The organism is Cylindrospermum sp. FACHB-282, assembly GCF_014697195.1.
In the GTDB taxonomy this organism is placed as follows: domain Bacteria; phylum Cyanobacteriota; class Cyanobacteriia; order Cyanobacteriales; family Nostocaceae; genus Cylindrospermum.
Genome location: NZ_JACJRJ010000025.1, coordinates 1 through 22,718 on the forward strand (window position 1 = coordinate 1; position 22,718 = coordinate 22,718).

Consider the following 22,718-nt stretch of genomic DNA (forward strand, 5'->3'; position numbering starts at 1 on the left):
ACATCAAATTGGTGTAGTGGTATTTGGGTGGAATCAGGGACAAAGACAAGAAGCGCAGTTAGGTAGAACAACGCAATCATTTGTGCAGATACCAACCGCCAAACTCAAAAAACGAGTTAAACAGTTATGCGAGTACCACGGCATCAAATTTGTAGAAACTGAAGAATCCTATACCAGTAAAACTAGTTTTTTAGATGGTGATTTTCTACCTACTTTCGGCGCAAAACCTGAAGGGTGGAAACCAAGTGGAAAACGAGTAAAACGCGGTATGTTCCGCACAGGAAAAGGACTATTTATTAACGCTGATTTAAATGGTGCAGCGAATATACTTCGCAAAGTAGAGACACAATTAGGACTCGTCCTAGTCAAGGTCTGTAGGCAAGTTTTGACCCTTGCTACCAGATTTCGTATCTGGGAAACCAAAACTAAAAAGCGAAGTGGTACGGCTTCAGCCTACCACGTAGTATCAGTTTAGAATCCCCGTGTCTTTAGACCGGGGAGAGGTCAACTGCCCTTTTTTATCGCCATAGCTTTTAGCTATGGCGTGATTCTGTTGATTAGTTGGCAGTAGGATATAAAGGTGATTCATCGATTCCGCCAACATGATCCAGGGGCCAAAAGCGAAGTACAGCACGACCGATAATATTTTGTCGGGGAACTAGACCCCAACAACGTCCATCATAACTGCTACCACGGTTGTCACCTAATACCAAATATGAGTTAGTGGGTATTGTTTGGGGTTTGGCTAAGAAAGGTGGCTGCTGCCCTGATGTGCAAACTTCAGTAACTGTACGCTGTGTGTTGGGTAGATACTTGTCTTCCTGGAGGGGTTTGCTGTTGATGTAAACCTTGCCATCTTTGAGTTCTATTTTGTCTCCAGGTAAGCCAATTACACGTTTAATGAAGGCATCGTGATATTGTTCTTTTTGTAGCTCTACCGTGGGTGAAAATACTACAATATCGCCCCGTTGGGGGGTAGAAAATTTATATTTCAGTTTATCGACAATAATCTTGTCTGCCTCCCATTGGTTTGGTGTACCATGCAGAGTCGGTTCCATTGAGCCAGAAGGAATCCAGCGGGCTTCGGCGACAAATGTCCGAATTCCCAAAGCTAGGACGATGCTCAAGATAATCGTTCTACCTAGCTCTGCGATCCAGGAATTATCATTTTGTTGGCTAGAGTTGTTATCAGGCACTTGATTTTGCATGAAATTACTTAATTAAAGGAAGGATGCAGGTAAATAACTTGCCTAGTGAGACCTTATTTGTTAATTTTAACGAAAAAACCTTGTTTTCCTGATCGGGTTGGCTGATTGACCAAGTGATTCATTGTGTTAAAAATAAACTTTTTTTTACAAACAGCTAAATTCGGGTTTGAAGAGGGCAACCAAGTTTACCCTAAAAGGATAGTTATCTTTCATCAATAGCTCTCTGTTTTAACGCTGTGAACTCCATGTCATCTACCAAAAGTTTATTGATTCGCCACGCCCGCATTATTCTACCCAATGGTAAATTGATGATTGGGGATGTATTGACGCGCGATCGCCAAATAGTTGAAGTTGCTCCAGAAATCTCCCCCACCACACCAACCAAGGAAATTGACGCACAAGGGTTAACTTTGTTGCCAGGAGTGATAGATCCCCAGGTGCATTTCCGGGAACCCGGACTAGAACATAAAGAAGATTTGTTTACTGCTAGTTGTGCTTGTGCCAAAGGGGGGGTGACAACATTTCTGGAAATGCCCAATACACGCCCCCTAACAACTACCCAATCCGCTTTAGATGACAAACTAAAACGTGCCTCCAACAAGTCCTTGGTTAATTATGGCTTTTTTATTGGGGCGACGGCTGACAATTTAGCAGATTTGCTGACGGCAAAGCCAACACCAGGAATTAAAATTTTTATGGGGTCGATGCATGGTCAGTTGCTGATTGACCAAGAAGCAGCCCTAGAGGCGATATTTGCCCAAGGAGACCGCTTGATTGCTGTTCATGCTGAAGATCAAGCTAGAATTCAGCAACGACGCCAAGAATTTGCCCATATCCACGATCCAGCAGTTCATTCCCAAATTCAAGACAATCAAGCGGCACTGTTGGCAACTCAACTGGCATTAAAGCTTTCGCAAAAATACCAACGGCGTTTGCATATTCTGCATCTGTCAACAGCGGAAGAAGCAGACTTGCTGCGTCAGCATAAACCTAGTTGGGTAACAGCAGAGGTGACACCACAGCATTTGCTGTTGAATACCAGTGCTTATGAGCAGATTGGGACTTTAGCCCAGATGAATCCACCTTTGCGATCGCCTCATGATAACGAAGTTCTTTGGCAAGCTTTACGGGATGGTGTGATTGATTTCATCGCTACAGACCATGCCCCCCACACCTTAGAAGAAAAAGCTCAACCATATCCCAATAGCCCCTCTGGAATGCCTGGAGTAGAAACATCTCTAGCTTTAATGTTAACAGCAGCGATGGAGGGGAAGTGTACTGTTGCTCAAGTTGCTCATTGGATGTCTAAGGCTGTGGCTGTAGCTTATGGTATTCCCAATAAAGGAGCGATCGCACCAGGTTACGATGCCGATTTAGTCTTGGTAGATTTAAACACTTATCGTCCAGTCTTGCGTGAAGAACTGTTAACCAAATGCCGTTGGAGTCCCTTTGAGGGTTGGAACCTCACCGGATGGGCTGTTACAACCATTGTCGGCGGCGAAATTGTTTATGACAAAGGGCAGCTAAATACATCAGTGCGAGGTCAAGCTTTAAATTTCGTGTAGCGAATATTTATTTAGTGCCTAAGTAGTATAGAACTAGAAAGCGTTATACAGCAAAGTCAGGCTGGGACTGGTAAGCTTTTGTTTTGCCAGAGCCTAGTCATGGTTTGAGTAACTTGCTGATTAATGTCTAAAATATTGCAACTAGAGGTCGTATTTTTAGCGTTGTCTCAGGTGCAAAACAGATTGGGTTATGTCCAAAAATCAGGAAAATTATTATGTCATTCAAAATTTTGAGTTTAGACGGTGGTGGTATTCGGGGAGTCATTACAGCACGCATACTTCAACAAGTTGAACAAGAAATTAGAAAACAAGGCAAAGGAAATTATTTACACGAATATTTTGATTTGATTGCCGGCACTTCTACAGGTTCAATTTTAACAGCAGGTATAGCTCTAGGAAAAGAAACTCAGGAATTGATTGACCTCTATAAATATAGAGGTAAAGATATATTTCCCCAAGAAAGAAAAGACCGATACAAAAACTTTCCATCTATAATCAAGACTATTCTTGGAGTAATTTCTCCACCTAGATATACTCATGAAGGACTAATTAATGTCCTGAAAGATTCCTTGAAATCTGCAAAAATTAAGGATATTGATCAACCAATTATATTAATTTTGGCTTACGATACACTCTATCGTAACACCACATTTTTTACTAATTGTCATCCTGATCTTGGCGACCGCTGGTATGATGACTGTTATTTGTGGGAGATATGCGCTGCTTCAGCCTCTGCGCCAACTTTCTTTCCACCGTATAACTTAGAGCCTGTCGATAAAAATAAATTTGGTGATTGGCAATTCCCACATATTGACGGGGGAGTTTCTGCTAACAATCCGGCTCTAGCAGCCTTGAGTTTAGCTATGAGAATAAATCAAAGTTCAGTCTCGCCAACAATTAAGCAAAAATACAAACTTCATAATCTTCAGTTTGCAGATTACTCCATTCTTTCCATTGGCACTGGCGAAACTGGTGAACCATATGAATTTGAGCAAATAAACCAATGGAAAGGTTTAGACTGGGCAGCACATCTTACTGATATTTTTATGGATCCTACATCTGAGATAGTGAGTACAATTTGCCGACAAATTATGGGGGGATACAATTCGCGCCGTTATTTACGTCTTCAATTTAATTTAAATGAGACAACTAAACCTAAGCCAAATGAGACTTATAAAGATCCTCGCCTCCTATTGCGGCACGAGGAGCGAAAAAATAAATTTACAGATCAAAATATCACTGAAGAAATAGATACCACTAGCCAGGAGACTATCCAGCAGTTAATAGATACAGCATCTGCATTCATTGATCAAGGTCGTAGCTACTATACCAGAGATGAAAATGGGCCTGGGGTGAAAAATGCGATCGCCTCTTTTATTAGAGATAACTAGTACATCTAGCGGCGAAATCTTGATTAAGAACACAATTAAATGGCGTAATTTCCGCTATACGAGTACAGTCATCCCCATAACCCAAACCCACACTCAGATAACTATCTGGCTTGTAAGGCATACGTTCTGCCCACTCAATTGCGACAATTCCTGGCATAACTTCAACACCTTCCCAATAGGTTTCTAAGTTCAAAGCAGCAACTTCATTTGGTTCTAAGCGATACAGATCCAAATGGTAAAGGGGAAGGCGTCCTTCTGTGTACTCGTTAATCAAGGTAAAAGTAGGACTGACAATGGATTCAGTGATACCCAGACCTTTACCAATACCTTGCACCAAGGTAGTTTTGCCAGCACCTAAATCAGCTTCTAACAAAATCACACTCCCCTTCGTCAGCAATTCACCAAGAATCATGCCCAAGCGTAGGGTAGCTTCTGCATCTGCCAGGAAAATTTTCATATTAGTCATTTCCCATGATGAGCGCCACTGTACCAACGTAACAAGACTCGCGCGAGTTTTGGGGGATCGTGACGTACGCAACCTGTTTCATCTTCATACAAAATATTCGCTGGGACAATTCGCCGTCCTAGCTGGGTGACAGCTTCTCGGTCTAGGAAAACAGGAATAGACTTTTGTTGAGCATAACGGATGAGTGATTGGGCTGAGGGGGATTTTTTGTGGACTAGTACAGCATCAAATAGCCGTCTTTGGCCACAAGCATCATCAATAGCGCGGATGTGATCAGCAACAGTGTAATCTTGAGTTTCTCCTGGTTGAGTCATGATATTGCAGACATAGATGCGGGGAACATTTGTGGCGGCGATCGCATCAGCAATTTCTGGAACCAACAAATTAGGAATCAAGCTAGTATAAAGGCTACCCGGCCCAATGATAATGTAATCAGCTTCTTTAATAGCCTTAATCGCTGCTGGCAAAGCTGGAGCATTAGCAGGAATACAGCCAATTTTGACAATTTTACCCCCAGCTTTGGGAATGCTAGACTCTCCCTCAATGCGGCGACCATCAGCTAATTCTGCCCAGAGACGAACATCACTCAAAGTTGCAGGTAGCACTTGCCCCCGAACTGCTAACACTTTAGAACTAGCAGCCACAGCCTGTTCTAAGTCCCCAGTAATTTCCGTCATCGCCGTTAAAAACAAATTACCAAAACTGTGACCCATCAAGCCATCCCCAGCCCGAAAACGGTATTGAAACAATTCTGTTAATAACTTTTCTTCATCTGCCAATGCCGCCAAACAATTGCGAATATCCCCCGGTGGTAAAACGCCAAAAACCTCACGCAACCGCCCAGAAGATCCACCATCATCAGCTACAGTGACAATAGCAGTAATATTCGCGCTGTAGGTTTTTAGTCCGCGTAGCAAAGTAGAAAGTCCAGTCCCACCACCAACCACCACTATTTTTGGGCCTCGGTACAATCGGTGATGTGCCAGTAGAACATCTATCAGTTCTTCTTCTTCCCCTTCTGGTCTTAGCACCCTAGTAATTGAGCCTACAGTGCGGGATTGCCCCCAAAGCACCAACAGCACGCCGCAGAGGATGACCAAAGGCCCGCTGACATAGTTGGGTAAGATGTTGGTGATCACTCCCAGAAAATTCCTTACCAACTCCAGACCCCAAAAGATGGGAGTTAGCTTAATCCAAATAGCCAACCCCAAACCTGCCAGCACCACACCGCCAACACTAATTAGCAACCAACGTTTTACTGATATTCCAGGAGATAACCACTTGAACCACTGGTTCACCCGATGAGAAGTGCGACTGCGCGATTGTTTTTGCAGGGCGTTGAGGGCTTGTCTGAGAAAACCGATTGACATACCTGATTTGGAGCAGTGCTACAAACAATGTTTAACAGAAAATGTACACTACTTGGTCTAAACGCCAAGTGTGAAATAATTATAGTTATTAACTCTCTGAGACTTCGAGTAAGTTTCTCAAAGTTGCCAGCATTGCCAGTCAAATAACACCTAGATTAGTTACAACGAATTTAATGGAAAAGCGAATTTTAGGAATAGATCCGGGACTGGCAATTGTCGGATTTGGGTTAATTACCTGCATACAAAACGAAGCTAAGGCACAAGATACATCAGTAAAGATGCTGGATTTTGGCGTAATCCGGACGTCCGCAGATGCAGAAATGGGACAACGACTGTGTACCTTGTTCGACGATTTGCACACCCTGATGGAGGAGTTCAAACCAGATTTGGTGGCGATTGAAAAATTATTCTTCTATCGTATGTCAAATACTATCCTAGTTGCACAGGCACGGGGTGTACTAATTTTAGTTTTGGGCCAGCTTCGTCTCCCATATCTAGAGTTCACCCCAGCCCAAATAAAGCAAGCTCTAACGGGGTACGGTAATGCAGATAAAGCCGAAGTGCAAGATGCCGTAGCCCAGGCGTTGGATTTAGATGATATCCCTAAGCCTGATGATGCTTCGGATGCTTTGGCTGTAGCTTTAACTGCTTGGTATCAGTTGTAGCTATACTAACTAGCAAAAATAGTTTCTCCACGTAGTGTGCGTTCCCTAACGCACTTTTCTAGCACTTTTAATTACACAAACAATACCTCATTTTTGCTATTTTCTATTAGTTAACTCCTAATTTTTTGTATTAACCAGGGTACCAAATTATTCATTGATATCCATGTTAAAGAATTAAAAATTGAAGCCTGTTACATAAGGGGATTTAAACCCCGACTAAAATACAAGCTACCTCAGGGCTATTTCATTTTCAACAACCGCCATGACTTACCTCACGCTGCGCTATTACAATGAATTCTGAGTCTAATAGCACTCATTCGTCTAAAGACGGCGAAAATAAATTTCTAGTCCGTTAAAACAGAATGCGAGTTATTAGCTCTGAACTTAAGTTCAGGGCGGGTTATGTCTAGAATGAAATAGCCCTGCAAGCTACCTGTAGACCTATGCCATTGGCGTTCCCCTAGAGTAGGGTTATTAGACCCTAACATCCTGGTAAAATGGCCAATTATCCAGGCAAAATCTATGAGTTCTACCGTTTCCCCAAAACATCGAATGTTACCAACCCAAGCTATAGGGGCCAAGATATTCCATTCCTGCAATATTATTAGCCTGTTCCTCATGCTTACCAGTGGGCTACAAATTTACAACGCTAACCCCGTTTTTGGTGGACGTGCAGGTTTACATATTCCTCCCATATTTACCTTAGGTGCTTGGCTAGCGGGGGGTAGACACTGGCATTTTGCAGCTATGTGGCTATTTTCGCTCAATCTTTTATGGTATGGAATTTATGTTTTAATTACCCGACGTTGGCGACATCGATTTGTGGGAGTTAATGACCTTAAAGCATTGCAAAAAAGTCAAAATTCCCAGCGATTAATTTACGCTTGGCATCGCATCGCCTATACAGCAATTATTCCTATATTGCTGTTAGCATTACTGACAGGAATAGGAATGTACAAACCTGCTCAATTTCCTTGGATTTTGGATATGTTTGGTAGTTGGCAAGCGCTGCGAGTTGTTCATTTTGCCTCGGTGCCAATGGTTATCCTATTTACTGTAATTCATTCCCTATTAGGTCGGCAAGCTGGGGGTGATAAACTCACAGAATCAATGTTTTGGTAAAACCAATGGCCAATGAACCAAATATAAACTTAATTCGTGTAAACCGTCCTCAATTAACTCGCCGGAAATTTTTACAACTTTCGGGAATTTCTAGCATGGGTTTATTTCTCGGTGGTTGTGGTACACCCGCACTTGAGGATTTGGTAGGTAAACTTTCTGAACCACTGAATCAGAAGGTTGAAGGCTTAATATTTAAACCACAAAAGCTTGTACCGGAATTCTCTACTAGGGAAATTCAACCAGAGGCATTAATAATTAATACTTTCCGGGATACTCCTATCATTGACCCAGTTAAGTACCGTTTAATTGTTGACGGTGAAGTAAATCACCCCCTCAGCCTCAGCCTAGCAGACATTCAGGCTTTGCCTATGACTTCCATGATTATTCGTCATATTTGTGTGGAAGGTTGGGCCGCGATCGTACAATGGGGTGGCATAGGTATGGGAGAAATTGTTGCTCTTGCCCAACCTAAAGCAAATGTCCAGTATGCTTACTTTAAATCGGCTGATGGCTACTACGAAAGTTGGGATATAGCTTCAGCACTACATCCCCAAACTCTGTTAGCGTATCAGAAAAATAGTAAACCTTTGCCAGTAGAAAATGGTGCGCCCTTGCGTTTAGCTTCGCCAATTAAACTTGGTTATAAGCAGAGTAAGTGGGTAACTCAAATTACCCTAACTAGTTATTTGTCACCTTTTAAGGGTTACTGGGAAGATCAGGGTTACGAATGGTTTGCTGGACTGTAAATATCCTGTAATCAGGAATAGTAATTGATATTGCCTATTCCTGATGGCTTAAATCTTAATTTTTTGTCTTCAAAATGAACTTCTTTGATAAATTAAATAGTAAAATTTCGCAAAATCAAAGCTTACTATTTGTAGGACTTGATCCAAATCCAGAAATGATGCCTACCCGTTATGCATCTGAAAATATTATCACTGGGTTAGAAAATTGGTTGCAATTCATTATTGCAGAAACTGCTGATTTTGTATGTGCTTATAAGCCAACACTCGGCTTTTACGAAGCTTTAGGTGTTCCGGGGATAGAACTACTGCTGAAAACTTTAGCAGCTATCCCGGCAGATATGCCGATTATTTTAGATGCCAAACATAGTGATTTAAATACTAGTACCATCTTTGCCCATACTGTATTTACAGAATGGCAGGTAGATGCCATCACCCTGAGTCCCTATACTGGACAAGATCACGTAGCACCATTTTTGGTTTATCCTGATAAAGCTGTGTTTATTTTGTGTTGTACTTCTAACCCAGGAGCAGCAACTTTACAGCAATATCCTACCAAGGAATCACCCCTTTATTTACAGGTAGTCAAGGAATCAAAAAATTGGGGAACTCCAGAACAATTGGGTTTAGAAGTAGGAACCACAAATGCTGGTGTTTTGGCGCTAATTCGGGCAATTGCTCCCGAACGCATCATCATGGCGCGTAGCATTTGGGCTGAGGGTAGTAATCTTAAAGAAATTTTAGCCGCAGGCTTGAATGCTAACGGTGACGGTTTGCTAATTCCTGTACCTCAAGATATGTTAGGAAAACCAGAATTATCTAAAGAAATTCAGTCTTTACATTCAGAAATTAATCAAACCAAAACTGAAATTATCTGGGATGGTTCCACCTGTGCTGTATGGTTTCCTGATATTTGTTTTTTAGATCAGCACCCTCACCAGGATTTGATTTTGCAACTTTATGATATTGGTTGCATTATGTTTGGTGATTTTGTCCAAGCATCAGGAGCTACTTTCCCTTATTATATCGACTTGCGGAAAATTATTTCCAATCCCCAAGTTTTTAATCAAGTGATCATTGCCTATGAAAATATTTTAAAAAATCTGACTTTTGATAGATTAGCAGGTATTCCCTATGGTTCTTTACCTACTGCTACTGGTTTATCTTTGCGCCTTGACTGTCCGATGATTTTTCCCCGAAAAGAGGTGAAAGCACATGGAACTCGGAAGTTAATTGAGGGTGACTTTTATCCTGGTGAAACTGTTGTGGTAGTTGATGATATTCTCATTAGCGGCAAAAGTGTCATGGAAGGGGCAGAAAAGTTAAAATCAGCGGGATTAAATGTTAAGGATATTGTGGTATTTATCGACCATGAACAAGGGGTAAAAGACCGATTACAACAGAATGGTTATCTGGGTTACTCGGTTTTAACTATTTCAGAAATTATCTCTACTCTGTATCAAGCAGGACGGATAAATGATGAGCAATTTTTAGCTTTTACACAAAGATATGAGGGTATATAAAGCCAATAAATTGCCTGCAATATCTCTACAGTAGTTTGCAGTAGCTGCAACTTCTATAGCAATCCTAAATGAGTTGTGAACATAAACGAACCGCCAAGACGCCCGCGCGCAGCGATGCCCGTTGGCGTAAGCCTGCCGTTAGGCATAGGGCTGTAGAGCGCCAAGAAAAGAAAAAGAAGTTTTCACATATAATTTAGGACTGCTATAGTTTTTAGGTAATTTTTAAATTGGTGATTATGAATTTTTCTCTCAATCAACTAATTAAATGGTTAATTTTAACGCTGCTATTTCCGCTAATCTTTCTCAATGGTTGGCTAGTATTGAGATTTTTTCAGTATTTTCAGCCGTTGGTGACTATTCTTGTGTTAGCGTCTTTGCTGGCTTTCATTTTAAACTATCCAACTTCCCTTCTCCAGGGACGAGGAGTTAAACGCAACTATGCAGTAGGGTTAGTTTTTATATTAGCATTGCTGATTTTAGTTGCTTTGGGTATCACATTAGTACCCGTTGCGTTAGAGCAATTTAATGATATGGCTAAACTATTTCCCCAATGGCTTGATTCTAGTGAAAAAAAGCTCAAAGGTTTGAATGATTGGGTTTTTAGCCAGAATTCAAGAGTTAATTTATGCCAAATATTAAATGATATTATTAACCGATTACCTAATGAATTGGAGCATTTTTTCAATGAAATATTCAGCATTATTGTAGATACTATTGATAGTATTTCTGAGGCGTTAATTACAGTAGTGCTGACTTTTTATCTATTATTGGATGGTGAGAGGCTGTCGGAGTCAATAATTAAAAAGTTACCTTTAAAGTTTGGTCAATGTTTGAGAAATTCTCTTCAGCAAAATTTCCAAAATTATTTGATTGGTCAGGTAAGTTTGGCTTTGTTGATGGGACTTTCAGAAACATTAATGTTTTTAGTTTTTCGAGTCCAGTTTGGTTTACTTTTTGGTTTAGGAGTTGGGCTTTTGAGCTTAATTCCTTTTGGTGATGTTGTTAGTTTGATTATCATAACTTTAATTATAGCTTCACATGATTTTTGGTTAGCAGTGAAGATTTTTGTGGTAGCTTTTGTTATTGACCAGGTAATTGATCAGGCGATCGCACCCCGCATTTTAGGTGAATTTACGGGACTTAGACCAATATGGGTAATCATTTCTTTACTTGTGGGAACCTATATCGGCGGGGTGTTGGGTTTGCTAATAGCTGTACCAGTGGCGGGTTTAATCAAAGATGCAATTGAGGCTTTATCTGGTGATATTGATAACCCTGCTGAGGGTGAAGGTGTAGCAGAAATGTTAACTGAGAAGTCAGCAACGCAGTGAGTTAGTGAGTTTGTTAAAAAACTAGACTTATAGCTTGCACCATAATGATAAGGATTTAAACGTCAGAATTAGTAACTGAACTGATTATTTTTAGTAGCATATGGTGACAGCGAAATTCAGCAGGATATGACTTCCCTGATGGAACTACCCGCTGGTGATCTGAGGTTTTATGGTCACGCTGGGAAAAATCTGGATGATTATTTAATGTACATGGTACTTTGGCTGCAATATTGGTAAAAGCTTTGTTAGGATCACCAGAAAACAGATAACCAAGCATTCCTCCTTCACTAGAAAATGGTGCATATCTACAAGTTATAAAGTTGTCATTTATCTCTTCTACATATTTACCTACCGCGCCATCTGATTTTAAAACTTTAGCTTCTAAAGGCCAGATAATCCTCTCATTAGAGATTAGATAAAATGCAATATCATAGTGCGGTGGTTGTGCTTGTGCTGATTGACGACTTTCCCATTCATAGACTTCATGTTGAACATCAAATGGCTCATCTCCTGTCATCTTTCTACGAATTTTTCGCTCAAGAGATTGAGTAATAGTCGTTTCTAGCTGCTCCTCTGCTTCATCACAATTAATTTGTAATAAAATCTCAGAAACCAGCAAATCATATCCTTCCCAGACAAGTTTTACAAGAATTGTTATTGCATCATTATTCCAACCTTTTGCTACTTCAACAAAATCTGGTGTATCTTTCCATCGCAATTCTGGGATTGTTTTACCTCTTCTAAGCACTGTATGACTCCTCTATAACCTGCGATTCTTTATCAAAAGCTGTCCCCCACATCATAATATCTGCGGCTACTTCATCAGCATCTCTTAAAGCCATAGAACGAGTCCAATAACGAATTTTGTCAGGTTTTATCAAATAAATAGTAGGAATGTTCAACCCATTCAATTGAACGGAATCATAAACCCTCGCAACACGCTGATAAAATATTCCACCATCTTCTGTACTTCCTCTATCCAAACACAACTGATTTAATCTCTCCAATTGTTCTAGTAAATCAGGGGAGTCGATAGGCTCTATATGTACTCCTTCACAGTCAGGTCTATTAAGATAGATTGCAACTAAGCGTATAGGAAGTTTAGTATTAGTTTGCTCCTGAAATATAGTGGCACAAACTTGTTTATCTTGTCCAAATCCTGCTTTGAGAACTCGCAAGAAATACTCACAATATGCTGTAAGTTCAGGTTCAGTATTATTTTTAGATTGGCCATTATCTCTACGGTGAGTTCTTTTTCGTCCAGGGGAAGCACTATCTCCTTTAAAATCTGGCAGAGTGTAATTAAAGAGATCATTAATTAGTACCCATTCACTATCCTTAAATTCAAAAGCCTGACGTATGCGCTCATCTACATCATCAATTGTTTTTATATTCTGTAATAAGCCGGCAATTTCTTCAGGTATTGGTAAACGCAATAAATCGCTTGGTTTTACTTCAGGAATATATGACGCAAAACGCCCACTTGAAAGAAGGAGATAATACACAGCTAACTTACTTTTATAGCTGAGACAAGCTGCTTCTAAAGTTAAACTGTATTTCTTAGGAATATGTACACTAACGTAACTACCAGAGCATATAATACCTTGATTATTCTGCTCATCTGATTCAGTGATAGCAACATGAAAACGCCTTGATTTTTTCGACCAACTTAGTTTAATTATTAGTTGCGGTAAATCAAATGCAGCCAAATCAGTTAACCGATGTGTATATGGATCATCATTAAGGGGTAGTTGCTTTGCTACAAAGTGAGTAGCGGTTCCATCAGGAAATAGTTTAGTAAATTGTTTATCTTCTAAAATCCGTCTCCTTAAAATTGCTGTATGACGCTTTTGACGACTACCTCTAATAATTCCTTGAGATGATAAAACAATATTTAGACTTTCAAGTTTTGCCAGACTCTGGTAGTTACTCAATCTACGAATTAGAGTAAGATCACGTCTTCCACCCCACATTAATGATGTCCAGACTAAAGGATCTGACACCGCCTCACGTTGATAGATAATATTGATATCATTTGGTTCTATAATTATGTGATAGTAGTCCTCATTACTAGAAACTGGTTTTGGACAAATGTATGTCAAAGGCTCCCCGTCAGGAGGACTAGCGCACATTATAATAATACAAGCGGGAGAAATAGCATCTTTGAAAAGTCCAAAGCGTAATGCAGATAAATTAACTATCTCCTCAACTTTAAATTCTGAAAAGAGTTTAGATCGAAATTCTTGGGCTGTGCCAACCTGATTAAAAATTAAGGCAAGAGCCGGTTGCATCATCGCAATTTTACCACCTTGTTTAGTTAAGACAGCAGTTTTTGGTAAAAATAAGGGGCCAATATTTTTATAAGAACTTTTCCAGTTACTGTTTTTAGCCCATAACTTTGCTAATGGGGTCATACTTTTTTCACCCCACGGTGCATTACCAACAACTAAATCATATTTAGCGGCATCTTGAACAGAACGAAAACCTTCTTTATTTTCTTGAAAAAAGTCAGCATTTATTAATTGGCGTTCACGCAATCTTGGAAAGCGAAACTCATTTTCCCAATAATCTTGAGGTTCAACTTTATCAAGCATGGTTAAATAGAGGCTGAAAGAAGCTACTCTTACTGCTTGAGTATCTACATCAACACCAAATAAATTATTTTCTAATAAAGATTTTAAATCGCTGGACTGGATTGTTCTATTAAGATGAGCTTGTTCCCATCTATAAATTAAACGCTGAAATGCTTTAACCAGAAAAATTCCTGAACCACAAGCAGGGTCAAGAATCTTGATATCCCATTCTTGACTATCCCAAGGTAAAACACCATCTAGTATAAAATCTACTATATGTTCTGGTGTGTAATGAACTCCTGTACCGGATTTTTTACTAACAAATTCTTCATATATACTGCTAATAAACTCTAAAGGTATAACGTCAAAGTGGTAGTATGACCAAAGACTTAGTTGTCCACTTTCCATGTCTACATGACCACTGACAAAATCAGCAAGTATATTTAGGTGAATCTCTTTAACTTTTCTTTCTTCTGTTTGCCATTCGGCTTCACTTTCTTCTACTGTAGAACCTTTACCTGGGAATAAATCACCATTGAACTTACCGTTGAGCCAACGAAAAAATTTATAAGTATCTCTATGATTTCTTAAAATCCCAGGTAAATTAGAGTATCTAGCTGATAATTCTCCAATTCTATATAAATGATCAAGTAAGTTTGTATTTAGATCAGGGGTTCCTTCAGACTCTTGGCGATCAAAAAGAAATTGAATAAAAATAATTCTTGCTAATAAATCATGAATAGTGTCATCATCAAGTTTATTTTGTTGAAGTTTTTGTCGAACACTTTTCAGGTTTCTCAATAGCATCTGGTCAGCAGCCTGGCTACGTTGAAATCGCTGGCTATTTTCTTGGAAAAATTGACCTGATACTAAATCAGCCCAGTGTAGACGAAAAGTTTCAGAGGCTTGTTCTGAAAGAGAAGGCTGATTAAATAATTCAAGTTCCTGTCTAGAAACTTCAATTACTGGGTTGATATTCTCTTCTGCTGCTGGCGGTTTTTCGTAGCACGTCCAAATTCTTAACCGGTTAGGTTCTGTTGTAATTAATGATGGTGTACGAGAAAAACTCCAAGCAAGTCTATAAGTTTTTCTCAACGTGTCTTCTGATACTTCCCTTTGGAAATCGCACACCAGAGCAATGGGTGCTTCTGTTGAGTCACCTTCAGGATTTGCAGCCAGCACTCCTATTTGCACACCTTCACCATCTGGAAGTTTGCTGATAGCCGTTCCTAATTTTGCTTGAGCTATCCGTGCATAAATACTAGGCCCAGCACCAGATGGCCTCCAGATTTTTTCTGGAGTCGGCCAGTGAAGCTTCTCGTGTGCTAGTTCAAGTAGTCCAGACTGTGACATTCCTTTCTTTAAGCTGTATTAGAGTATGATTTCACGTTTCAACCATCACACTGTTATGAGTTGATTGATCTTCTTCAACAGTACAGAAGTATTGGTGACTGCGGCAATAATACTTAAGCGTAGTTTACAAAGTCTTGATAATGTATCCTGTCATCAAGTTCTTTGATGCTGCATTGCAATGATAGCAGGAGAAACTGACAAAAAAATCCCTGGCATTTCTACCAGGGGGAAATATTTACTTTAATAACAGTGATGAGGTCTAAATATTAGCCAACACTTGCTAATAAGAATTCGCGTGTTTCTGGCTTGGTTACTCTCACCTGACCGTCATCGTCAATATCGACAATGGCGGTGTCTCCATCAGTGATTTGACCAGAGAGTAGTGCTTCGGCTAGAGAATCTTCTAACAGGCGCATAATTGCCCGACGTAAGGGTCTAGCGCCGTAGCTGGGGTTGTAGCCTTCTTGTACTACGCGCTCTTTGAAGCGATCGCTCACTTCTAGCTTAATTCCCCTTTCAATCAAACGGCCAGCCACATCAAGGAGCATGATCTCAGCAATTTGCTTGACTTCATCTTTAGCCAACTGAGTGAAGACGATAATCTCATCTAGACGATTCAGGAACTCAGGACGGAAGTAAGCTTTCAATTCCTCATTTACTAGGGTGCGAATGCGGTTGTAACTAGCTTCTGATTGATTGTCAGCGAACTCAAAACCTAAACCACTACCACCTTTTTCTATCACCTTAGAACCGATGTTAGAGGTTAAAATGATCAGCGTGTTCTTGAAGTCCACTTTCCGACCTTTGGCGTCGGTGAGTTGACCATCATCCAAGATTTGCAGCAGCATATTAAATACATCGGGGTGTGCTTTTTCGATTTCGTCGAATAGCAACACTGAGTATGGTTTGCGCCGCACAGCTTCTGTTAGTTGCCCGCCATCGTCGTAGCCAACGTAACCAGGTGGTGAACCAATCAGCTTGGAGACGGTGTGGCTTTCCATGAATTCCGACATATCTAGGCGAATCATCGCTTCTTCGGAACCGAAGAAATATGCAGCTAATGCCTTCGCCAATTCTGTTTTACCAACTCCAGTAGGGCCAGAGAAGATAAAGCTAGCAATGGGGCGATTGGGGTTCTTTAAGCCAACACGGGCCCGACGGATGGCGCGAGAAACAGATGTAACTGCCTGTTCTTGACCGATGAGCCGTTGGTGAAGGGTGTCTTCTAGGTGTAATAGCAACTCTGACTCAGATTCGGTCAGTTTGTTGACTGGTACTCCTGTCCAGGAAGCGACGATTTGGGCGATGTCTTCTTCGCTAACGATGGGGATAGTAGCAGTTTTGCCGGTTTCTGATTCGGCGTGCAGTTGTGTTTGCAGTTCCAATTCCTGGCCGCGTAACTTGACAGCTTTGCCAAAGTCTTGGACTCTAATGGCGTCCTCTTTGGATTTGGTAACAGTTATCAGTTCGCGCTTGAGTTCTTTATTGGTAGAAGAGTGAGAGTTTCGCAGATGCACACGAGAGCCAGCTTCATCAATTAAGTCAATGGCTTTATCTGGCAAAAAGCGATCGCTAATATAGCGCTCTGACAACTCTGCTGCTGCCAAAATTGCTGCATCAGAAATATGTACTTTGTGGTGCTGTTCATAAGCACTGCGTAAGCCATAGAGAATTTGGACAGTTTCCTCGATAGAGGGTTCCCCTACCAAAATCGGTTGGAAACGTCGCTCTAAAGCGGCATCGCGCTCAATGTGCTGACGGTATTCCTTGAGGGTGGTAGCACCAATGCACTGGAGTTCGCCCCGTGCTAAAGCTGGCTTGAGGATGTTAGCGGCATCCAAACCACCTTCTGTACCACCAGCACCAACTAAGGTGTGTACTTCGTCTATTACCAGGATGATATTGCCGAGGGAGCGAATTTCATCCATGATTTTCTTCAGGCGTTCTTCAAAGTCGCCGCGAAACCGAGTCCCAGATACCAGAGATCCCATATCCAGACTAATAACTTGCTTGTTGAGCAAAATCTCTGGGGCATCTTGGTTGACAATGCGTTGAGCTATACCTTCAGCGATCGCTGTTTTACCAACTCCCGGTTCCCCAATCAACACTGGGTTATTCTTTGTCCGGCGACCAAGAATTTGAATAGTACGCTCAATTTCCTTTCCACGACCAACTACAGGGTCAAGCTTGCCGGATTGCGCTAGTTTGGTGAGATTTCTGCCAAACTCCTCTATAGTTAGCTTTTGGTTACGCTTTTGACTATTACCACCAACAAATACAGAGGTATCATCACCTAAACGACGCATTACCGCAGTGCGGATAGCTTTCAGGTCAACTCCCAGATTTTGCAGTACTTTAGCGGCGACTCCTTCACCCGCTTCAGTTAACCCCAACAATAAGTGTTCCGTGTTTATGTAGTTGTGCCCAAGACCATGAGATTCTCTAAACGATTGCTCGAAAAGGCTCTTCACCTTGGGGGTAAAGGGAATTTCTGGGGGGACAAAACCAGATCCCCGACCAATAATTTTTTCTACTTCGCGGCGTGCATCTTTGAGGGTAACGCCCAATTCGGTCAGCACCTTAGCAGCAACCCCTGTTCCTTCTCCCATCAACCCTAGGAGAATTTGTTCCGTTCCTACAAAATTGTGTCCCAGTCGGCGTGCTTCCTCCTGGGCTAGCATAATTACTCTAATGGCTTCGGAAGTGAAGTGTTCAAACATAGCGGGTTATTGCTCCCTTGCTGCTTGGACTTTGGGTGAGATAAAGTTCACCCTCATCTAAAGTTTCTTGTATTTTCTTAAAGATAATGTATCTTTATTTAAAGTTGAATGGCAGTGGTGAGAGCCGTATGAGCTCAGGTGTGGTTGCCGTCATCAGCCAAAAATGGCGAAATTCTAGGAATCATCACCATTAACTCCTGATCAATCTAAAATCCCGTAGGCTGTAACAATTATGACAGAATACTCCGGAAGTAAAGATCAACAGCACCCCCTTTACAACCGCGATCGCCCCTCTATTGATATTCTACTCACTCAAGAGGCAACAGATTACAATTTGGCAGAATTAGCTAGGCTGAGAATTCGTTATCAAGGGTTCCCTGGTGCCAGAGACATTCAACAAGACCTAGATAAAGCCTTGCAGCGCTGGGGTTTGACCGAATCTGAACTTTTTGAAAAAACTCAAGCACTTCACAAGATTGGGGGAATTTATCAAAGTCGCGGCAAAAAAGAAGAACAAGACTGGAATTAGCTAGTTGTCAACCACGCCTCAGAAAGTTCCTTTGTGGACTTTTAATCAATCCCCGCGTCTTTAGACTGAGGAAGGTTAATTGTCTCCCCTTTAATTTTTAATTGTTTTGACGCTGATTATGTTATAATGCATTGCTGTACGGCAGGGAGTGCCGGAATTAACGCTTGAGGAGCTAGTTGAAAGACTAGGTTAACACTAACAAAAAAAACAGTTAGTGTGCCCAAGAAACCTGAGCCTTTTTGGTTAAGGTACTTCACTTTTTTTCGATATAAATAAACCTGCTTCGGCAGGTTTATTTTTGACCAATTTCGATTTAATCTAACTTTGGCTACTTGCCAGCAGCGATTAAAATAAGTAAGCCACATATCCTGCTGGGAGACTTTGATGAAAAGCTACAATTTTTGGCAAAAAATTACTACAGCGATTTTATCTAGCCTTTCTTGAGGGCTGTGGTGCAACTGCGTTCAAGATCAACAGATCAGGCAGATGTATTTTTGGTGTATTAACTAAGAGACAGAATTAACACCAAGTCTGCACAACGCGACCTGTTAATTGTTGCCCAAACCAAGATGTATTAATAGAAAGTGTATAAAGATTTTGCCTGTTGACTTGCCAAGTGTTCTGGGGGTCAAATAGTGTTAATTCTGCCTTTTGACCAGGTGCGATCGCATTTACTTTTTGCTCCAAACACTCCGCTGGTCTGGTACTCAACCCCTGCCATAATTCTACAGCTGTAAATTCCCCAGTTTCTACAAGATGCTGCCACAGTAGGGGTAATGCTAACTCAAAACCAATGGCCCCCGCTGGTGATTCGGCAAATGCCTGCACTTTTTCTTCGTAGGTGTAGCCCCTGTGGTCAATAGCGATCGCATCAATCACTCCCCCACGTACCCCCCCACGCAACGCAGCGACATCACTGGGATTGCCTAAAGGCGGGTCTAAATGCAACGAAGTGTGATAACTTTTAACCGCTTTGGTATCCAATAACAGATGCAGCCAAGTAGTGCTGGCGGTAATCGGTAAACCTTGAGCTTTTGCGGCTGCTATCAGTTCCACACTGCGAGCTGTGGAGACGCGCATAATATGTACTGGTGTGCCTATAGCGGCGACTAATTCCAATAAAGCGGCAATAGCAGTGGTTTCAGCACTGGCGGGTATAGGGGGTAAACCCAAACGCAACGATTCTGCACCTTCCCGCATCACCCCATTTGCCATTAATTGGCGATCGCACGGCCAAAATGCTACAGGTTTATTAAAAGGTTGGAGATATTCCAACACCCGCCGCACTAATCCCAAATTTTCCCAAGGTTGACCATCAGTAAAACCAACAACTCCCCCTGCTGCTAAATCAGCTAATTCCGTCAATTGCTTACCAGCAACATCCAGAGTCAGCCCACCCCACAACTGAAGATGGGGGAGAGTTTTCTCCTTCTCTCCCCCTCTCATATAAAGCAACTGTGCCACCAGACTAGGATTATCGATGGGTGGAGATGTATCAGGTAAAATGCTCACTCTCGTAAAACCACCAGCAGCAGCAGCTTGCAAGAAAGACAACAAAGTTTCTCGTTCTTCAAACCCCGGTTCGCCGGAGTGGCTATACAAATCTACCAACCCAGGACCAAGAACCAATCCCCGACAATCGCGGACTTGAGTATCAGGACTGATATCAGCAATATCTAAGGCTATCCTTTGGATATAATTATCAGCAATCAACACATCCCCTAATTGATCAGTTCCCGACACCGGATCTATCACCCGTACTTGTTGCAGCAATTCAGTAGTCATGTGAGCTATCAGCTATTATTTATCAGCGCTTAAGCTGTTTATCTATTGTTAAGTAGATCAACTTAATTAAACGTAAGACCTCTCCTCAAACCTCTCACCCTTCCCTACTAGGCAAGGGAGTTGGGGGGTTAGGTCTATTTGATGTTTTTTAAGGTTGACTTACTTGTTTAATTTAGGACTTACTTTCCTTTACAAATTTACCGTCTTTTCCGGTTTTTTTGATGCGCCTCTTTACGCATCCTACCTGTAGGGTGGTTTCCCTAACGCACGAATCATGATTTTTAACGACACAAACCATACCCCATATTTGCTATTTTTTGTCCGTTAAGTCCTATAATTTTTAACCGTGTCTATTTTAAATTGTTTGGTTCCATTACCTAGTTAAAACTAGGGAATGAAACCTATATGGATAAAGTTCCCAATTCAAAATCTAAGATTGAGATGATCCTCTACAATGCACCAGCAGCAGTTTTATCCAAAACACCGCCACTCAAATGAGTGGTGATATTCATCGCTTGCAGTACAGGTAAACCATTTAATCCCAAGGGGTAGTCGATAACGCTAACTGCACCATTCCCCTGGCGGAAATTCCAGAAATTGTCTGGTGATAAACCCAGAAGATAACAAAGCAAAGTTTTATTAGTGGCGTCGTGTGCTACTACTAATCCGGTTTGGGGTTGATTGGCTAACGCTGCTTGTACCATTGACTGCCAAGCCGTGACGCTGCGTTCCCATACCTGTTGCAAATTTTCCCCTTCAGGCATTTGAACTCCTGCGGGTTCTGTCCGCCAGCGTTCCAACTCTCCCGGAAATTCTTGCTCTATTTCAGATTCAAATTTTCCTTCCCAAAGTCCGTGGCTAATTTCCCTTAAACCATCTTGTAATTCCAACTTTACACCAGGATGTTGCTTTAAGATAATCTCTGCCGTTTCTTTAGGACGCGCCATTGTACTACTAACGGCAAAATCAATTGCTACATCTTGGAGAAATTCCCCGGCTTTAGCTGCCTGTTGTCTCCCATTGTCATTCAGGGGAACGTCTATTTGCCCTTGGAACTTACCTTGGCGATTCCATTCCGTTTCTCCGTGACGTACCAACAATAATCTAATGCCCTGATGACCTGGCCGCAATGTCGGTAGAGTTTCTCCCATGTGTTGCGTCTGATTCATCGATTCTAGTTGGACTGGTTCCCCCAATCCTCCAGCAAAATTCAAAACGGTGACACCACAATTAGATTGCTGTATGGAATGATAGCGACTTGGGGAAATACCCAAAGCGGTGCTAATAAGGGCGCGATTAATGCCGTTATGCCCGACGATGAGAATGGTTTCCTTTGGATGGCGGGGCAAAGTTTCTTGCCAAAACTGCCGCGCTTGGGCGTATAAAGCCACAACAGGAAAATGTTCTCTTGTTCCCGAACTGTCGTTAATCAGCATCCGCAGTTCGTCGGGGTGTTCTTGCCAGATGCGGTAGTCGGCAGCAAACTTCTGCTTGACATCAGCAGAGAGCATTTCTGCCCACAAAGGCAGATCAATTTCCAGCAGTTTTTCAGAAATCTGGGGAACGGCAGGCTGTTCAGTTAATTCACTATGAATAATCTCTGCTGTCTTTTTTGCTCGCTGTAGTGGGCTACTGTAAACGGCGTTAAATAAAATATTACTAATAGCTCTGCCTACTTTTCTGGCGTCGTTACAGCCTTTTTCGGTTAAACTTGACACATCGGTGCGCCCTTGGATGCGCTTCTCGGTGTTATAAGTGCTTTGACCGTGACGCACAATGATGACTCGTGTCATCTGTCTAGCCCTCCTCTATCTAAAGGACTAATCTTACAATAATCTAAGAGATAGATTGGACATTTGTCTTGCTGAATTCAATCATGACTGCGGTGCAAAGCGCCCACCTCTCAGAATTGGTTCTCAGAATTACCAGCAGCACTAGGGGATGTTCTCGCTTTCAGACCTCGGTAAGATATCCGAATGAAGGCTACAGAATCAATCAACCCGCAAATATCACAGGCAACAGCCAATGCATTCAGCGCCATTAGCGTAGTAACACCCTCTGCTGCTAAGGCTGCAATAAACTCTGTAACACCCTCAGCACTGGCATCTATGGGCATTTGCCCAATCAGGCAACGAAGACAACCAACTGATGAATTAATACCTGGTGAATCATGAGTGTCTATTGCTAACCGAATTATGCCCACCATTAGTTGATCAGGCGTGATGCCCTCTGTTAGCAAAAAGGTAAATAGTGTTGCCAAACTCTGGGGGGTGTTTTGGTCAAGTTTGATAGTCATCACGCCTATTCCTTCAGTAAATGCTTTATTCTTCTGCAAATACTTACCAAGCTTTTTAAGTAAGTACCCGGAAAAATT

Annotated in this window: 18 protein-coding genes; 9 read left to right on the forward strand and 9 right to left on the reverse strand. The window is 41.6% G+C overall.

Going from position 1 to position 22,718, the window contains the following annotated elements:
• The coding region (locus H6G32_RS14220) for a zinc ribbon domain-containing protein (RefSeq protein ID WP_190453510.1) at nt 1–475 on the forward strand (475 nt) is incomplete at its 5' end.
• 82 nt (nt 476–557) lie between these two features.
• On the opposite strand, the gene lepB is transcribed toward H6G32_RS14220, so the two are convergent.
• Nucleotides 558–1,208 (reverse strand): signal peptidase I, encoded by a 651-nt coding sequence (lepB, locus tag H6G32_RS14225; RefSeq protein WP_190459308.1) that lies wholly within the window; start codon nt 1,206–1,208, stop codon nt 558–560.
• Nucleotides 1,209–1,453: 245 nt separating this feature from the next.
• On the opposite strand from lepB, the gene H6G32_RS14230 reads away from it, so the two are divergent.
• Nucleotides 1,454–2,773: a dihydroorotase gene (locus H6G32_RS14230; protein WP_190459310.1), complete on the forward strand. Its 1,320-nt coding sequence runs from the start codon at nt 1,454–1,456 to the stop codon at nt 2,771–2,773.
• A 215-nt stretch (nt 2,774–2,988) separates the two neighbouring features.
• A complete protein-coding gene (locus H6G32_RS14235; protein ID WP_190459312.1) occupies nt 2,989–4,164 on the forward strand; it encodes a patatin-like phospholipase family protein in 1,176 nt (391 codons plus the stop codon).
• Here the strand turns inward: H6G32_RS14235 and tsaE are convergent.
• Both tsaE and H6G32_RS14245 read right to left on the reverse strand, forming a co-directional pair.
• Nucleotides 4,151–4,621, reverse strand: coding sequence for a tRNA (adenosine(37)-N6)-threonylcarbamoyltransferase complex ATPase subunit type 1 TsaE (gene tsaE, locus H6G32_RS14240; protein ID WP_190459314.1), 471 nt, complete (start codon nt 4,619–4,621; stop codon nt 4,151–4,153). The genes H6G32_RS14235 and tsaE overlap by 14 nt on opposite strands.
• A gap of 5 nt (nt 4,622–4,626) precedes the next feature.
• Nucleotides 4,627–6,000 (reverse strand): gluconeogenesis factor YvcK family protein, encoded by a 1,374-nt coding sequence (locus H6G32_RS14245; RefSeq protein ID WP_190459316.1) that lies wholly within the window; start codon nt 5,998–6,000, stop codon nt 4,627–4,629.
• 173 nt (nt 6,001–6,173) lie between these two features.
• Here H6G32_RS14245 and ruvC point away from each other — a divergent pair, with 173 nt between their 5' ends.
• From ruvC to H6G32_RS14270, 5 genes are all read left to right on the forward strand, one after another.
• Nucleotides 6,174–6,665, forward strand: coding sequence for a crossover junction endodeoxyribonuclease RuvC (ruvC, locus tag H6G32_RS14250; protein ID WP_190459319.1), 492 nt, complete (start codon nt 6,174–6,176; stop codon nt 6,663–6,665).
• 522 nt (nt 6,666–7,187) lie between these two features.
• A complete protein-coding gene (locus tag H6G32_RS14255) occupies nt 7,188–7,787 on the forward strand; it encodes a cytochrome b/b6 domain-containing protein (RefSeq protein ID WP_190459320.1) in 600 nt (199 codons plus the stop codon).
• A 5-nt stretch (nt 7,788–7,792) separates the two neighbouring features.
• Nucleotides 7,793–8,533: a molybdopterin-dependent oxidoreductase gene (locus H6G32_RS14260; RefSeq protein WP_190459322.1), complete on the forward strand. Its 741-nt coding sequence runs from the start codon at nt 7,793–7,795 to the stop codon at nt 8,531–8,533.
• 74 nt (nt 8,534–8,607) lie between these two features.
• Nucleotides 8,608–10,053: a bifunctional orotidine-5'-phosphate decarboxylase/orotate phosphoribosyltransferase gene (locus tag H6G32_RS14265; protein ID WP_190459325.1), complete on the forward strand. Its 1,446-nt coding sequence runs from the start codon at nt 8,608–8,610 to the stop codon at nt 10,051–10,053.
• A 236-nt stretch (nt 10,054–10,289) separates the two neighbouring features.
• Nucleotides 10,290–11,384 (forward strand): AI-2E family transporter, encoded by a 1,095-nt coding sequence (locus H6G32_RS14270; protein WP_190459326.1) that lies wholly within the window; start codon nt 10,290–10,292, stop codon nt 11,382–11,384.
• A gap of 55 nt (nt 11,385–11,439) precedes the next feature.
• Here H6G32_RS14270 and H6G32_RS14275 read toward each other — a convergent pair whose 3' ends face one another.
• The 3 genes from H6G32_RS14275 to H6G32_RS14285 form a co-directional block, all read right to left on the reverse strand.
• Complete coding sequence (locus tag H6G32_RS14275) at nt 11,440–12,132, reverse strand: hypothetical protein (protein WP_190459328.1); 693 nt, start codon at nt 12,130–12,132, stop codon at nt 11,440–11,442.
• Entirely contained in the window at nt 12,125–15,310 is a 3,186-nt protein-coding gene (locus H6G32_RS14280) for an HsdM family class I SAM-dependent methyltransferase (RefSeq protein ID WP_190459330.1), read from the reverse strand. Before H6G32_RS14280 ends, H6G32_RS14275 begins: the two co-directional genes overlap by 8 nt.
• 266 nt (nt 15,311–15,576) lie before the next feature.
• Nucleotides 15,577–18,030 carry an ATP-dependent Clp protease ATP-binding subunit gene (locus H6G32_RS14285; protein WP_190459332.1) on the reverse strand — a complete coding sequence of 818 codons (2,454 nt, stop codon included), beginning with the start codon at nt 18,028–18,030 and terminating at the stop codon, nt 15,577–15,579.
• Between the two features lie 232 nt (nt 18,031–18,262).
• On the opposite strand from H6G32_RS14285, the gene H6G32_RS14290 reads away from it, so the two are divergent.
• Nucleotides 18,263–18,559 (forward strand): DUF3288 family protein, encoded by a 297-nt coding sequence (locus H6G32_RS14290; RefSeq protein WP_190459334.1) that lies wholly within the window; start codon nt 18,263–18,265, stop codon nt 18,557–18,559.
• Between the two features lie 519 nt (nt 18,560–19,078).
• On the opposite strand, the gene H6G32_RS14295 is transcribed toward H6G32_RS14290, so the two are convergent.
• From H6G32_RS14295 to H6G32_RS14305, 3 genes are all read right to left on the reverse strand, one after another.
• A complete protein-coding gene (locus tag H6G32_RS14295) occupies nt 19,079–20,344 on the reverse strand; it encodes a dihydroorotase (protein ID WP_190459336.1) in 1,266 nt (421 codons plus the stop codon).
• 449 nt (nt 20,345–20,793) lie between these two features.
• Complete coding sequence (locus H6G32_RS14300; RefSeq protein ID WP_190459338.1) at nt 20,794–22,137, reverse strand: histidine phosphatase family protein; 1,344 nt, start codon at nt 22,135–22,137, stop codon at nt 20,794–20,796.
• Between the two features lie 110 nt (nt 22,138–22,247).
• Complete coding sequence (locus tag H6G32_RS14305; RefSeq protein WP_190459340.1) at nt 22,248–22,640, reverse strand: hypothetical protein; 393 nt, start codon at nt 22,638–22,640, stop codon at nt 22,248–22,250.
• Nucleotides 22,641–22,718: the final 78 nt, after the last annotated feature.